Source organism: Enterobacter sp. SM3, from assembly GCF_009811935.2.
In the GTDB taxonomy this organism is placed as follows: domain Bacteria; phylum Pseudomonadota; class Gammaproteobacteria; order Enterobacterales; family Enterobacteriaceae; genus Enterobacter; species Enterobacter asburiae_D.
The window spans coordinates 2,798,604-2,813,321 of record NZ_CP099971.1 but is presented as its reverse complement, the minus strand read 5'-3'; the positions used below and the strand labels follow the sequence as shown (position 1 = coordinate 2,813,321).

Annotated in this window: 12 protein-coding genes; all 12 read left to right on the top strand. The window is 58.1% G+C overall.

Going from position 1 to position 14,718, the window contains the following annotated elements; genetic code table 11:
* Positions 1-5 precede the first annotated feature (5 nt).
* The 12 genes from GVO84_RS13230 (at position 6) to GVO84_RS13175 (ending at position 14,717) form a co-directional block, all read left to right on the top strand.
* Positions 6-1,004: a hypothetical protein gene (locus GVO84_RS13230; RefSeq protein WP_159514393.1), complete on the top strand. Its 999-nt coding sequence runs from the start codon at positions 6-8 to the stop codon at positions 1,002-1,004.
* Between the two features lie 9 nt (positions 1,005-1,013).
* A complete protein-coding gene (locus GVO84_RS13225; protein WP_159514392.1) occupies positions 1,014-1,826 on the top strand; it encodes a type VI secretion system accessory protein TagJ in 813 nt (270 codons plus the stop codon).
* On the top strand, positions 1,819-2,382 hold the full coding sequence (tssE, locus tag GVO84_RS13220) for a type VI secretion system baseplate subunit TssE (protein WP_063143864.1): 564 nt from the start codon (positions 1,819-1,821) through the stop codon (positions 2,380-2,382). Before GVO84_RS13225 ends, tssE begins: the two co-directional genes overlap by 8 nt.
* A 2-nt stretch (positions 2,383-2,384) precedes the next feature.
* Positions 2,385-4,256, top strand: a complete 1,872-nt coding sequence (gene tssF, locus GVO84_RS13215) for a type VI secretion system baseplate subunit TssF (protein WP_159514391.1) — start codon at positions 2,385-2,387, stop codon at positions 4,254-4,256.
* Positions 4,253-5,296, top strand: coding sequence for a type VI secretion system baseplate subunit TssG (gene tssG / locus GVO84_RS13210; protein ID WP_121424085.1), 1,044 nt, complete (start codon positions 4,253-4,255; stop codon positions 5,294-5,296). Before tssF ends, tssG begins: the two co-directional genes overlap by 4 nt.
* 34 nt (positions 5,297-5,330) lie before the next feature.
* On the top strand, positions 5,331-7,946 hold the full coding sequence (tssH, locus tag GVO84_RS13205) for a type VI secretion system ATPase TssH (protein ID WP_159514390.1): 2,616 nt from the start codon (positions 5,331-5,333) through the stop codon (positions 7,944-7,946).
* A 24-nt stretch (positions 7,947-7,970) separates the two neighbouring features.
* Positions 7,971-9,392 carry a serine/threonine protein kinase gene (locus GVO84_RS13200; RefSeq protein ID WP_159514389.1) on the top strand — a complete coding sequence of 474 codons (1,422 nt, stop codon included), beginning with the start codon at positions 7,971-7,973 and terminating at the stop codon, positions 9,390-9,392.
* A gap of 65 nt (positions 9,393-9,457) precedes the next feature.
* Positions 9,458-11,998: a type VI secretion system Vgr family protein gene (locus GVO84_RS13195; protein ID WP_159514388.1), complete on the top strand. Its 2,541-nt coding sequence runs from the start codon at positions 9,458-9,460 to the stop codon at positions 11,996-11,998.
* Complete coding sequence (locus tag GVO84_RS13190) at positions 11,979-12,491, top strand: hypothetical protein (RefSeq protein WP_236545848.1); 513 nt, start codon at positions 11,979-11,981, stop codon at positions 12,489-12,491. Before GVO84_RS13195 ends, GVO84_RS13190 begins: the two co-directional genes overlap by 20 nt.
* A gap of 75 nt (positions 12,492-12,566) precedes the next feature.
* Complete coding sequence (locus GVO84_RS13185) at positions 12,567-13,121, top strand: hypothetical protein (protein ID WP_236545847.1); 555 nt, start codon at positions 12,567-12,569, stop codon at positions 13,119-13,121.
* Between the two features lie 3 nt (positions 13,122-13,124).
* On the top strand, positions 13,125-14,201 hold the full coding sequence (locus GVO84_RS13180; protein ID WP_159514386.1) for a hypothetical protein: 1,077 nt from the start codon (positions 13,125-13,127) through the stop codon (positions 14,199-14,201).
* Between the two features lie 75 nt (positions 14,202-14,276).
* On the top strand, positions 14,277-14,717 hold the full coding sequence (locus GVO84_RS13175) for a DcrB-related protein (protein WP_159514385.1): 441 nt from the start codon (positions 14,277-14,279) through the stop codon (positions 14,715-14,717).
* The last annotated feature ends 1 nt before the right edge of the window (position 14,718 follow it).

Below are 14,718 nucleotides of genomic sequence, written 5' to 3'. Positions count from 1 at the left end.
ACGATATGAAACTTTGGCTATCGGGTTTGGCACTTCTGGCGGTCACCTCCACCGCGCAGGCTGAGAATTTCCGCATCGTGCAGTCTCCTGCGCAGAAGCTGGATATCTGGATCGACAACATCAAAGACAACACGCCGCAGAGCTGGTGTAAGCCTGAGGTGGCGCTGCGTATCGTGGCGAACGGCAAGAAAGACGTCTCCGTGCTGGAGAACTTTGTGCCGCGTCTTGGCGCACTGCTGGAACACCAGTGCAGCAAAGTGAATAAACTCAGCTGGACGCTCAACGACCCGGCGGGTACCACGCTGGCGCAGGGCACGGCTGGCAAAGCGCAGGACTGGGCGCTGGTGGTGAAACAGGAGCAGGCCGTGCCTGCTGCGACCGTCACCGCAACCCCGGCCAGCGGCGCGTTACTGCCGCCAGACCAGAACGTGGCGTCCCGCACTGTCGCTGCTGACCGCACCCCGTGGCAGGAATTTACCCTGCAGGACGGCTGCCACCTTCGGACCTTCTGGGAAGGTGGCGCGTCCGCTCCGGCGCTCTTTATTCCGGATTCTGACACCACCCGCTGCGGTAACGGCAGCTGGTTGAGCGGACACACCGTTGTTTCGCAGTCCCGCAACGGCGGACAGAAAGAGATGGCGGTGACCTACATCCATGGCTTCCCGGTGACGGGGCTGAATCAAAGCGCCGATCCTGAAAACGCGCTGATCACCTCCGTCAACAAAGAGCGCATGGTATTCAGCACGCCAAACAGCGACCAGAGCTGGATGATCCTGCCTTACGATAACACCCTGAACAGCTGGAAAAGCAACGGCACCGTAGCGGTAGAGATTTCACGTGAAATCGCCAGCGATGACGCGAAACTGCAGGCGCGTATCGCGGCGGTGAAAAAGACCTGGAGCGCCTGGGTTACACCCGGCACGCCGCTCAATATCGTTCTGATTGACACCCTGCGTCCCCAGCTGCGCGATCCGGCCGTCGGCGCATGGCGCGCGGCGAATTAAGGAATGGCTATGAATACGCTCTATCAACGCCTGGCGGGCGAGTCGCTCAACGATGCGCTGGCGCGCCTTGAGGCTGAAATCAAAGCCCGTCCGGCGGATGCCGACCTTCGCGCCGCGTTCGTGCAGTTTTTAACCCTCAGCGGCAACTGGACGCGTGCGCTGACCCAGCTGAAAAGCTGGCTGGCGCTGAAGCCTCAGGCGAAGCCTACCGTCACGCTGCTGGAGCAATCCATTCAGGGCGAGCTGCAGCGCGCGCAGGTGATGGCGGGACAGGCGCGTCCGGCCATGCCTGAAGCCCAGTGGCCGTGGCTGACTACCCTTGCCGCGGCGCTGAGCGAGGAGGGCGAACGCGCCCGGGCGCTGCGTCTGGAGGCCCTCGATCGGGCTGAGGCCACCGCCGGCCAGATTATCCTCGAAAACGAGGAGACGCAGGCTTTCGAGTGGCTGATGGATGGCGACGCCCGCCTCGGCCCGGTCTGCGAAACCATCGTGAACGGCCGTTATTTCTGGCTGCCGTTTAGCGCTATCGCGGAGATCCGTTTCCAGGCGCCTGCCAGCGTGACCGATCTGGTCTGGCGTCACGCGCTGGTGCGCCTGACAGACGGTACGGAGCAGGTGTGTCAGATCCCGGCGCGTTATCCTTTTGCTGCCGATGCCACTGATGCGATCAAACTGGGCCGCACCACCGAATGGCAGCCGCTCGACGAAGACGGCACCCTTTACGAAGGTACGGGCCAGAAAGCCTGGCTGAGCGAGCAAAGCGAAAGCCCGCTGCTGTCCTTAAGCCTCGTGACGTTTGCGACGGACGGAGCCGATGAGTAATCCTGCTGGCGAAGGCGATCTGCTGCGCAGCGGCTGGCAGGCCCGCAGCAGGCAGGAGAAGGTGGGGGCGCGCGACAAAATGCAGCCCTCGCTGCTGGATCGTCTCACCGATAACGACCCGGAAAAAAAACGCGAGTCGGCCAACAGCAATCTGATCACCCACGCCGCGCTGCGCCGCAACGTGCTGCGCGATCTGCAGTGGCTGTTTAATACCATTAACCACGATGCCTCAGGCGATTTGAGCGCCTTGCCGCACGTGAACCGCTCGGTGGTCAACTTCGGCGTCGCGCCGCTGGCCGGAAAGAGAATGTCGGATATCGAATGGCACGATATCCAGCGCAAGCTCACCGAGGCGATCATCAATTTTGAGCCGCGCATTTTGCCGCAGGGGCTGCAGGTCCGCTGCGTGTCGGATACCTCCTCGCTGGATCTGCACAACGTGCTCTCCATCGAGATCAAAGGGCGTCTGTGGTGCGTGCCGTACCCGCTGGAGTTTCTGTTTCGTACCGATGTCGATCTGGAAAACGGCCATTTTGAACTGAAAGATGCGGGGTAATCATGGAAAGTAAACTGCTCGAATACTACAACCGCGAGCTGGCCTACCTGCGCGAAATGGGGGCCGAGTTTGCCGAGCGCTATCCTAAGGTCGCCGGGCGGCTGGGCATGCGCGGCATCGAAGTGGCGGACCCGTATACCGAACGTCTGATGGAGGGCTTCGCCTTCCTGACCTCCCGCGTGCAGATGAAAATGGACGCGGAGTTCCCGCGCTTCTCCCAGCGTCTGCTGGAGATGATTGCGCCTAACTATCTCGCGCCTACGCCGTCGATGGCGATCGCGGAGATTGAGCCCGACAGCAGCCGGGGCGACCTGAGCAAGGGATTCATCGTACCGCGCGGCACCATGATGGACAGCCTGGCGCTGAAAAAAACCGGCGTGACCTGCAGCTATACCACGGCGCACGAGGTCAACCTGCTGCCGCTGAAAATCGACAGGGTCGAGCTGGGCGGCGTGCCCGCCGATCTGCCCCTGGCGCAGCTGGGGCTGAGCCAGCAGGGGATCAAAAGCGCTCTACGGATCCGCATCGCCTGCGACGGCCCGCAAAACCTCGGGCACCTGGATTTCGACCGTCTGGAATTTTTCCTCGGCGGTCCGGATATTGAGGCGCTGAAGCTGCTGGAGCTGGTGATGGAGCACCACGCCGGGATCGTTTGTCAGACGGTCAGCCCCCAGCCGCAACGACAGCTGCTGGCGTCGGACGCGCTGCGTCAGGAGGGTTTTGAGCCGGAGCAGGCGCTGCTCCCGGACGATCTGCGCAACTTTGACGGCTACCGTCTGCTGCAGGAGTATTTCGCGTTTCCGGCCCGCTTCCGCTTCATTAGCCTCAGCGGTTTGAGCAAGCTTGTCGAACGCTGTGAAGGCGAAAAAGCCTTCGACATCTTTATTCTGCTGGATAAGTCGGATGAACAGCTGGAGCGCGTGGTCGATGCCAGCCATCTGGCGCTGCACTGTACGCCGGTCATCAACCTGTTCCCCAAGGTCGCGGCGCGTCAGAAGCTGAATGAAGGCCAGCATGAATACCATCTGGTGGTGGATAACATCCGTCCGCTGGATTATGAAATTTACGCGGTCAAAAAAATCTATGGCAGCGCGGACGGCCAGCGTGATGACCAGACGTTTCGTCCTTTCTGGAGCACCTGGAGCGGCGATGCGGGCAACTACGGGGCCTATTTTTCCCTGCGCCGCGAACAGCGCGTGCTGTCCGAGCACGCCCTGCGCTACGGTACCCGCACCGGTTACATCGGTTCAGAGGTGTTTGTTTCGCTGGTGGATGAACAGCACGCCCCGTGGCAGGAAAACCTGCGCTATATCTCTGCCGAGGTGCTGTGCACCAGCCGCGATCTGCCGCTGATGCTGCAGCAGGAGCTTGGGCAGTTCATTATGGCCGACTCCATGCCGGTAAAAGCTCTCACCCTGCGTAAAGGCCCGACGCCGCCGCGTCCCGCGCTTGCAGAAGGGTTCAGCACCTGGCGGCTCATCAGCCAGCTGCAGATGAACTATCTCAGCCTGATGGACAGCGAAAACGAAGAGGGTGCGGCCGCGCTGCGCCAGCTTTTAGGGCTGTACGCTAACCTGGCAGAAACGCCCGTTGCGCGCCAGGTGGAGGGGGTACGCCACTGCGTGCTGGAGCCGGTTCACCGCCGCGTGCCTGAACCCGGCCCGGTCGTTTTCGCCCGCGGGATCGGCATTACCCTGACGGTAGATGAGCGAGCCTTTTCCGGCGCCAGTCCGTGGCTCTTTGGCAGCGTGATGGAGCGTCTCTTTGCCCGTCTGGTGTCTATCAACAGCTTTACGGAGTTCACCCTGAAGAGTCAGCAGCGCGGCGAGATTGGCTACTGGGCGCCGCGCATGGGTAAAAGGGCGCTGATATGAGTGACGCTGCCACCGCACCGCTGCGCGTGCATCGCCTGACCCGGCTGCCGGATGCGTTCTGGCACGGGGTCCGCGAGACGCCCTGGCGCTACGATCTGTTTCAGCTGCTAAGGCGCATTGATGCCCAGGGCGGCGAGCGCTACCCGCTGGGACGCGCGCCGCTGCCGAAATTTGAGCCGCTGCGCATAGGCCAGCAGCCGTCGATGAGTTTTGCGCCGTCGACGCTGGCTCAGGTACGTCAGCGGGAGGAAAGCGGGCTGCACGAGGTGTCTATCCTCAGCTTCGGCCTGTTTGGCCCGAACGGCCCGCTGCCGGTCCACATGACCGAATACGCCCGCGAGCGTATTTATCATCATCAGGACACCAGCCTCAGCGCGTTTGCCGATCTGTTCCATCACCGCCTTGCGCTGCTGTTTTACCGCGCCTGGGCGGATGCGCAGCCGGCCGTCTCTCTGGATCGTGCTGATAACAGGCGCTTTGAGGGCTACCTGGCGTCGCTGATTGGCATGGGGCAGCCTGGGCAGATGAACAAAGGCAGCCTGAGCTCGCATGCCCGCTTTACCCACGCCGGACACCTGACCCGTCACGGGCGGGATCCGGAGGGGCTGGAGAAGATCCTGCGCAACTATTTTAAAGCGCCGGTTAAGCTGGTGAGCAACGTGCCGCAGTGGATGCCGCTCTCCACGCGCGAGCAGGCGCAGCTTGGCGCAGGACGCCGTATGCCGCGCATGGGGGAATCCGCTTTTCTCGGCATTGCGGTGCGCGACGTGCAGCATAAGTTTCGCATCGACATTGGCCCGCTGAGCGCGGAGGAGTACAACCGCTTTCTGCCGGGTGAAGCGTGGGTCACCGAGCTGCGCGACTGGGTGCGTCAGTACGCCGGGGTGGAGTTTGAATGGGAAACGCGGGTGATCCTGCGTGAAGACGCGGTGCAGGGCACCACGCTCGGCAGCAATGGGCGATTAGGCTATAACACCTGGCTGGGCCTTCAGCCTCAGCCAATCCCGCGTGGCGATCTGGTGTATTGCGCAGAGCGATAATTTTTCTAACGCATTGTTATCAATGGAACCGAACATGTCAGAAATTAGCCGTGCCGTGCTTTTCGGCAAACTGGATACGCTGTTATTTACCTCTCTGGAAAGCGCCACTGCGTTCTGCAAGCTGCGCGGCAACCCCTATGTTGAGCTGGTGCACTGGCTGCATCAGCTGATGCAGCAGCAGGATGGCGATCTGCAGCAGGTCATCCGCCACTTTGCCCTTGATGAACAGCAGCTGACGCGCGATATCGTGGCGGCGCTGGATGTCCTTCCGCGCGGGGCGAGTTCCGTCTCCGATCTCTCCGAGCACATCGACAGCGCCGTGGAGCGCGCCTGGGTCTTCGGCTCGCTGAAGTTTGGCGTCAGCCGCATTCGCGGCGGCCATTTGCTGATCGGCATGCTCAAAACCTGGAACCTGGCGAACGTGCTGAAAAGCATCTCGTCGCAGTTCACCCGCCTTAACGTCGAGGTGCTGATTGAGCAGTTCGATACCATCTGCGCCAACAGTAAAGAGACGCAGCAGGCCGCTGCCGCCGTCGATGCCCCGGCGGGTGCGGTTCCGGCTGCGCAGGGGACGCTGGCCCAGTACGGCCAGGACCTGACCGCCCGCGCCCGCGACGGGAAGATTGACCCGGTTGTCGGGCGCGACGAGGAGATCCGCCAGATGGTGGATATCCTGATGCGCCGCCGCCAGAACAACCCGCTGCTGACCGGGGAAGCCGGGGTCGGCAAAACGGCGGTGGTGGAAGGGCTGGCGCTGCGTATCGCCGACGGCGACGTCCCGGAGCCGCTGCAAAACATTCAGCTGTGGCTGCTGGATATCGGCATGCTGCAGGCAGGCGCAGGCATGAAAGGCGAGTTCGAGGCCCGTCTGCAGGCGTTAATCAATGAAGTGCAGTCCAGCGCCACGCCAATTATTCTGTTTATCGATGAGATCCACACCCTGATTGGCGCAGGCGGTCAGCAGGGGACCGGCGATGCGGCGAACCTGCTGAAGCCTGCCCTGGCGCGCGGACAGCTGCGCACCATCGGGGCCACCACATGGGCGGAATACAAAAAGTACATCGAGAAAGACCCGGCGCTGACCCGTCGTTTCCAGACGGTGCAGGTTCACGAGCCGGACGAAGCGAAAGCCATTCTGATGCTGCGCAGCACCGTGTCGCCGCTGGAGACGCACCACCAGGTGCTGCTGCTCGACGAAGCGGTCAGCGCGGCGGTGAAGCTGTCGCATCGCTACATCCCGGCGCGTCAGCTGCCGGACAAAGCCGTTGCGCTGCTCGATACCGCCTGCGCCCGCGTCGCGGTTAGCCAGAGCGCGCCCCCTGCGCAGCTCGAAGACTGCCTGCGCCACCTTGCCGCGCTGGACGTGGAAATTGAGATCGCTGAACGCGAAGCGCGCGTGGGAGCCGGTGACGCCGAGCGCGTAACCGCTTTACTCGCCGAACGCGTCGCGTATGAAACAAAACGCGAAGCCCTGTCCCGGCGCTGGGAAGAAGAGCGCAGCCTGGTGCAGGAGATTATTCGCCTTCGCGCGGCGCTGTTCGCGGCGGGTGATGAAGATAACGCTGAGCTGCGCGGCCAGCTGGCGGAACAGCAGCAGGCGCTGAACGCCCTGCAGGGTGATGAACCGCTGCTGTTTGCGGCGGTGGATGAAAACGTGGTTGCCGCGGTGGTCTCTGACTGGACCGGGATCCCGCTGGGCCGGATGGTGAAAAACGAGATCGACGCGGTACTCAACCTCGCCGACACGCTGAACCAGCGCGTTATCGGCCAGCGTCACGGTCTGGATCTTATTGCCCGCCGCGTGAAAACCTCGCGGGCGAAGCTCGACGATCCCAACAAACCGGTGGGCGTCTTTATGCTGTGCGGCCCGTCCGGCGTCGGTAAAACCGAAACCGCGCTGGCGCTCGCCGAATCCCTCTACGGCGGCGAGCAGAACGTTATCACCATCAACATGAGCGAATTCCAGGAAGCGCACACCGTTTCCACCTTAAAAGGTGCGCCTCCGGGGTACGTAGGGTATGGTGAAGGCGGCGTGTTAACCGAGGCCGTGCGCCGCCGCCCGTACAGCGTGGTGCTGCTGGACGAAATTGAAAAAGCACACCCGGACGTCCACGAGATCTTCTTCCAGGTCTTTGATAAAGGCTGGATGGAAGACGGCGAGGGGCGCCATATTGATTTCCGTAACACCATCATTATTCTGACCTCCAACGTTGGCACCGACCTGATTAGCGCCATGTGCGCCGATCCGGAGCTGATGCCGGAGCCTGACGCGTTAAGCGGCGCACTGCGCCAGCCGCTGCTGGAGGTATTCCCGCCGGCGCTGCTGGGCCGCCTGCTGGTGGTGCCGTACTACCCGCTCAGCGACGAGATGCTGGGGCAGATTGTTCGCCTGCAGCTCAAGCGCATCCAGCGTCGTCTGGAAGAGAATCACAGCATTATTTCTGAGTTTGACGACAGCGTGGTGGAACAGATTGTTCAGCGCTGTACCGAGGTGGAGTCCGGCGGCCGCATGGTGGACGCTATTCTGACCAACACCTTGCTGCCTCAGATGAGCCAGATATTACTTACCGCCAGCCGCAGCGACGAGCAGTACCGACGTCTGCACGTCACCTGCGATCAGGGCGAGTTTCACTGTCAGTTTGCCGCGTAATAATCATCAAGAGAACTGTAAAAGATGACGGATAATGATAACAATCGGACTGTCCCAAACGCGCTCCCGGTCGGGTACCGCTTCAACGAGTTTGAAATCAAAGAGGTGATCGGCGGCGGCGGTTTTGGCATCGTCTATCGCGCGTGGGATCACCAGCTCGAACGCACTATCGCTATCAAAGAATTTATGCCTTCCTCGCTCGCGGTGCGCGGCGACGACATGACCCTGGTGCTGCGCAGCGAGCGCTTTGGCAAAGCATTTTCCGCAGGCCTGAACAGCTTCATTCAGGAAGCCCGTCTGCTGGCGCGCTTTAACCACCCGAACCTGCTGCACGTCCTGCGTTTCTGGGTGCAAAACGATACGGCCTACATGGGGACGCTGTTTTACAGCGGCACCACGCTTTCTCGCCTGCGCGAAGAAAAGCCGGAGCTGATCAACGAAGCCTGGATCCGCCGCACGCTGCCGATGCTGTTCGGTGCGATCAAGACCATCCACAACGAAGGCTACCTGCACCGCGACATCTCTCTGGATAACATTCAGATCCAGGATAACGGCCTGCCGGTGCTGCTTGATTTCGGCTCCGCGCGCCGCACCATCGGTAACCTTTCCGATGAAACGGAAACCATGCTGCGCCCGGGCTTTGCGCCGATTGAGCAGTACACCGACGATAACGAAAGCGAGCAGGGGCCGTGGACGGATATTTACGCCCTGGGCGCCGTGCTGCGTACCCTGATTGTGGGCTCTCCGCCGCCGGTCAGCGTGGTGCGCTCTATTCAGGATACCTGCAAACCGCTGGTGGAAATCATGCCGCAGGGCTATTCCATTCCGCTGCTGCAGGCCATCGACCGCGCGCTGGCGCTGCACATGGAGGACCGTCCGCAGTCAATCGACGAGTTCGCCGCGCTGATAGAGATGCCGGTCGCCGGGATCAACGACGTGCTGACGGCGAAAAAGCCCGGCACGATGCTGGTTCCGGTCGAAGACGAAAAACCGGCTTCGCTGCTCGACTGGCGTCGCTACAAGATCCCGGGCATGGTTGCTGCGGGCGTGCTGGTGGGTATTGTCGCCGGGGCGATGCTGTTCAGCGGCGGTAACGATGCACCTGAGCAGGCTGCACAGGCACCGGCAGAGACGCGCCCGGCTGAAACCGCCGCGAACACGCCAGACGTGAAGCCGGAAACGGCGAAGGTGAGCGAGCAGGCAACGGCCCAACAGACTCCACCGCCTGTCGACACCAGCCCGGTCGCGCTGGTCTATATCCGTATCCAGGACGGCGAAACGTTGAAAGTGAACGGCGAGCCAAAAGCACTGCGTCCGGCGACCAATGGCTATGCATCGCTCAAGCTGCCAGCCGGTGAAGTGAAGATTGAACTGCAGGGCAACGGAAGAACGCGTGGCCAGACGCTGGATATCACCAAGCCGGGCACCTGGCTGGTGAATCCTTAGAATTACGCTCAGTCACAGATGCGAACCTCTTTTCTGAATCGCATAAGCTAGATGGAATAAAGATTATGCTCAACCGAATTACCGTTCAGCTCCCGGTGGAGGGGCTTCTGTTCTGGAAACTGACGGGCCGCGAGGCGATGTCCGAGTCGTTCGCGCTGACGCTGACCGTGCTCGGCACGGACGCGCGCATCGACCGCAGCAAGCTGCTGGGCCAGCCGGTCACGGTGACCATCCCGACGCAGAATCTGCTGACCTCCCGCTATGTTAACGGCAAGATTACCCGCGTGGCGGTCAGCGCCGTTGAGCTGACGGGCACCCGCTATGCGGTCTACCAACTGACGGTGGAGCCGGACCTGTGGCCGATGAAGCGCGACCGTAACCTGCGTATTTTCCAGGGGCAGACGGTGCCGCAGATTGTGAAAACCCTGCTCGGTGAGCATCAGGTCAACGTTGAGGACAAACTCACCGGCAGCTACCGGGTGTGGGACTACTGCGTGCAGTATCAGGAGTCCAGCCTGGACTTCATCAGCCGCCTGATGGAGCTGGAGGGGATTGCCTATCACTTCAGACATGAGGCGGATAAACACACCCTGGTTCTCACCGACGCTGCCACGCAGCATCAGCCGTTCAGCGGCTATGAGGTCATTCCTTACCACCAGACGCCGTCAGGCGGCAGCACGGATGAAGAGGGCATCAGCCAGTGGGCGCTGGAGGACAGCGTGACGCCGGGGATTTACAGCCTCGACGACTATGACTTCCGCAAGCCGAACGCGTGGCTGTTCCAGGCCCAGCAGAACCCGGCGTCGCCGAAGCCGGGCAGCATCGACGTGTACGACTGGCCGGGGCGCTTTGTGGATAAAGGGCACGGGGAGTTCTATGCCCGTATCCGTCAGGAGCGCTGGCAGGTTGAGCATCAGCAGATTCAGGCCACCGCGACGGCGGCGGGGATTGCGCCAGGGCACACCTTCACGTTAACCAATGCGCCGTTCTTCAGCGACAACGGTGAGTATCTGGTGACGGCAGCGGGTTACCACCTCGAAGAGAACCGCTACGCCAGCGGCGAGGGGGAGACCATTCACCGCACCGATTTCACGGTGATCCCGTCGGCGGTGGTGTACCGTCCGGCGCAGACCACGGCGTGGCCGCGCACCTACGGCCCCCAGACCGCGAAAGTCGTGGGCCCGAACGGCGAGAGTATCTGGACGGACAAATACGGTCGCGTGAAGGTGAAGTTCCACTGGGACCGCCTGGCGAAGGGCGATGACACCAGCTCCTGCTGGGTGCGCGTGTCGAGCGCGTGGGCGGGCCAGGGCTACGGCGGGGTGCAAATACCGCGCGTCGGCGACGAGGTGGTGGTGGACTTTATCAACGGCGACCCGGACCGTCCGATTATTACCGGTCGCGTGTACAACGACGCGAGCATGCCGCCGTGGGCGTTGCCGGCAGCGGCCACGCAGATGGGCTTTATGAGCCGCTCTAAGGGGGGCTCCGTGGACAACGCCAACGCCCTGCGCTTTGAGGACAAGGCGGGCGCAGAGCAGGTGTGGATCCAGGCCGAACGCAACATGGACACCAGCGTTAAAAATGATGAAACGCACAGCGTCGGCGGGGCGCGCAGCCATTACGTGAAGAAAAATGAACTGCATCGCGTGGAAGCGAATCAGACCCAGGCGGTGAAAGGCGGGACCGAGATCCTGACGGGGAAAGGCAAGCTGGATGCAGCGGTGGAGCAGTATGTGATTGCTTCCGGGACGAAGCTGCGGCTGGTCTCCGGTGAAAGCGCGATTGAACTGAATGCTAACGGCAAGATTAACCTGATCGGCAAAGAGTTTAACTTCTTCGTGGAAGGGGATGGGTATATCACCACGGGCGGTAAGCTGCACCTGAATACCTCGGGAACCAAGCCGGGCACTACAGCACCGGGTTCTGAGCATAAAGGGGATATTGATGCGGCGGTGCAGGAGAAATTTGCGCCGGGAAAGGAGAGTAAGGCTGGTGTGGCTGCCAGCGCACCTGCCGAAACTTCTAAAAACGCTACGCCTCAAGCATCCAATGTTCCTTCAAGCGGATATGGAAAGGATGTTGATAGTCTTGTCGATAAATCACCTACTATGAAAAATGACATAGCTACGTTAAAGAAACGAGGCTGGACATTTGAAGAAGGTGAAGCAGGCAAGGGGACGTTTGCCAATCGTCAAAAGCGCGTTATTACCGTTGATAAAAATGAGCTCGGTAACCCGAATGCAGTCGTTCAGTCTCTGTCACATGAAAGTGGTCACGCTTTATATGAACCCAACATTGATTTTTCTTCGCGCGACGCCTATCTGAACAGCACACTCAGTGATGAAGGCGCTGCAACGTTGAACAATATCCGGGTCCAACGCGAAATCATAGCCAACAAGGGCGGGGATATCGGTATTGCAGGCAATCCAGCAAATCAGACACAATATAATCGTATCTATGATTCTCTCGAACGTGGGGCTATAAAGGAAAGTGAAGCGCGTACGCAGATAGGCCGTATCTTTGGCAAAGGCGAACAAACGTCTACCACAGGGCAATATTACGAAGATTATTATGGCGGTTGGTATGATAAAAATTATCCATAGTCTAAAAACGGGTGCGGTGCTTGCGGCTTTATTAACGACGGGAATGGCAGGTGGTAACATGCAGAAACAGGATCTTTGGCAGTTCATTTCAGAAATGAGCGCATCACTCAAAACGTTGTCCGTTAACAGTCTGGATAACGCTCCGTTGTCATTCAAGCTAACGAAACAGAATGAATATATCAATTTCTACAATGCCGACGATATCAAACTGGCGGATGGAACGAACATTACTGCAATTGATTTACGTTTAAGTAAAGAAAGTGACGGTATGGCGCCGTTACTGAATTTTTCACCGTCCGGCCAGTGCATCACTCTCGACACTGTTAAAAAACATTATCCGCAACTGACGTTAACTGATTATCCACGAGGCCGTTCGGAGAACGAAGTGACCAGTTATACAGCGCCAAAGGATATGAATGGACAAAAAGTAAGCTTCAGTTTCACGGTAAAAAAACCTGACTGCTTGGGTGGGGTCGCTATTAGCGCTGACTAAAAATGCCTATTTCATTACTCACCGCTTTTTAAAGTGGTGAGTAGCATAATATTTATCCAGCAAATGACGATTAACGTGAAAAAACGCCTTTCTGTCTCTCTTTTTTTTACCCTCATGTCTACCTTTCTGAGCAGTTATGAAGTAGTGGCTCAGACTATGCCGCCCATTCTGGCTAAAGAGGATTTTTCTCTGCAGATAAAAGACCAGATTGTGGCACTGGGCGATAGATGGACTTCTGAGGTTGCGCGTAAAATTGCAGTTTCTGTGGAAGGTAGTTTTGTCGGTGAGGTTCTTTTTGACGGAACGAACTATAAATTCTACCAGCATCAGAAGACTGGTTTAAAAATATTCAGTTCCAATCTCTGGTGGGATAAAACCGAGCGAAGTGTTGATGAATATATTGTGGCGCAGATAACGCTAACTGCTCCGGAAGGCAAAACAGTTCGCGGGATCCATATTGGTTCAACAATAAATGAACTTGATAAAGCTTATGGTGGTGGCCATGTCGAAAATGACTCCGGGGAGCAGTGGGTTTCGTATGAATTGGGTAAGAAAATACTCTCTTTTGAGGTTAAGGACAGTAAGGTTGTAAAAATAACAATGAATTACGATAATGGTTCTTCAGAGTGACTTATGACCAAAAAATATCTTGCAGTCGTATTGTTCACCGCTTTATTGACAGGCGTCGTTGAAACGTCAACAGCGCTTGAATTATCGCAATACAATAAGCTTGATACGGTAAGTCGCATCGTTAACGATAGCGAAGTGAAAGACAATCTCAGGAAGACGCTGGGAAATCATTACCAGACCTTTATTGATAACTTTGATGTCTTCGGTGAACCGCATACCACCACAGGTGGAGGATTGTTTGTCGAAGGCTGGCTAAAGGATCTCTACCAGGAGAATGCGTCAGCGCTGGTCATCAATCCTGACGGCAAAATCTTTGCGGCCTGGGTGGTTCCGGAGTCGGACGTTATTCATTACCAGTCTTCTGATAATAGCCCGGTTATTCATGCCGATATACAGCAATGGGCCGCCAGATTCAATGCGATGCATTTTGCAACGAACAGCCAATCAGGCCTCGCGTTTGACGGAGAATGGGCTGGCGAGTACGAGAACGACTCAACGTTAACCCTGCGGTTAGCTGAATCAGGCAACCGTATCACCGGGACTTATTGCTATATCACCCAGAGAGGAAACCGTATAGATTGCCCGGAAGATGATGAGCGTAATCTTAGCGGTACGATCGCAGGCAATCGTGCCAACGTTGAGTTCAACTCATCGTTTGGCGGCGTAGGCGGACGGGCTGTTCTGGAAATAAAGGGGAGTGAAATGGAATGGCGCTTAGTTACTCCTCCTCATAAAGGAAATTATTATGCTCCGCTGCGTTATACGTTACGTAAAGCCGCTTCGGTTCATAGCGCTGAAACCAGAAATCTCGACACCGAAAAGTTCTCTATTTCGCTGATAAATACGTGCGGTCATTTTGATAGCGAATGTAACCAGATGGCTTATCTCGGCGTGCGTAAAAGCGATAACAGTACGATCTCCTTAAGGGGAAAAACGTGGCACGACTCCGCAGGTAAAATAATCGGCTCAACGTACAAGAATGGCGAGACCGTTTACACCGTGACGTATGCACCCGCGAAATTGGTTGTCAGCAAAGGCAGCCATGTTTTAGTCGAACAGTCAGGCCAGTGGCTTAAATAATAAAAAAGCCAGCCAAAGGGCCAGCATGGATTGGCCTTCTTGTTTCTCACCATATTAATCATCCCGAGTTCACTTATGAAATACACCCTCCAGGAAGGTTCGTTTTCCCTTTTTCCTGCTGCCTGGCAGGATAACAGCATGAACATTATTCGCGATGACGAAAGCGGGCTGTCCGTGGTAGTCAGTCGCGGCGTTATCCCGGATGGCAGCAACTATGAACAAGAGTTTCACCGCCAGTGGGATGTGCTGCGTCCTCAGATGGGTGAAATTGCCCAGAGTGAATTCCGGAACGTAAAGGCCGGGCCTGACGGAAAAATTAACGGGCTGGAAGTTGAAACCACCTTTGACCGTAACGGCCAGCGCCTGTGGCAAAAACAGCTGGCCATTCAGACGCCGGGCAAACCGGTATTGATGATTTTTACCCTCTCGGCACTCAGAGCATTCACCGAAGAGGACGAGGTGCGCTGGAGCGCGCTTAAGCAGAGTCTGACGCTAAACGACAACCGGAATGTGTAAG

What these genes read in the sequence shown, in the direction of transcription:
- GVO84_RS13190 (WP_236545848.1), top strand. Translation starts at nt 11,979, where the DNA reads ATGATAAAAATTATCCATAGTCTAAAAACGGGTGCGGTGCTTGCGGCT.
- GVO84_RS13200 (WP_159514389.1), top strand. Translation starts at nt 7,971, where the DNA reads ATGACGGATAATGATAACAATCGGACTGTCCCAAACGCGCTCCCGGTC.
- tssG (WP_121424085.1), top strand. Translation starts at nt 4,253, where the DNA reads ATGAGTGACGCTGCCACCGCACCGCTGCGCGTGCATCGCCTGACCCGG.
- GVO84_RS13225 (WP_159514392.1), top strand. Translation starts at nt 1,014, where the DNA reads ATGAATACGCTCTATCAACGCCTGGCGGGCGAGTCGCTCAACGATGCG.
- GVO84_RS13175 (WP_159514385.1), top strand. Translation starts at nt 14,277, where the DNA reads ATGAAATACACCCTCCAGGAAGGTTCGTTTTCCCTTTTTCCTGCTGCC.
- GVO84_RS13230 (WP_159514393.1), top strand. Translation starts at nt 6, where the DNA reads ATGAAACTTTGGCTATCGGGTTTGGCACTTCTGGCGGTCACCTCCACC.
- tssF (WP_159514391.1), top strand. Translation starts at nt 2,385, where the DNA reads ATGGAAAGTAAACTGCTCGAATACTACAACCGCGAGCTGGCCTACCTG.
- tssH (WP_159514390.1), top strand. Translation starts at nt 5,331, where the DNA reads ATGTCAGAAATTAGCCGTGCCGTGCTTTTCGGCAAACTGGATACGCTG.
- GVO84_RS13195 (WP_159514388.1), top strand. Translation starts at nt 9,458, where the DNA reads ATGCTCAACCGAATTACCGTTCAGCTCCCGGTGGAGGGGCTTCTGTTC.
- tssE (WP_063143864.1), top strand. Translation starts at nt 1,819, where the DNA reads ATGAGTAATCCTGCTGGCGAAGGCGATCTGCTGCGCAGCGGCTGGCAG.
- GVO84_RS13180 (WP_159514386.1), top strand. Translation starts at nt 13,125, where the DNA reads ATGACCAAAAAATATCTTGCAGTCGTATTGTTCACCGCTTTATTGACA.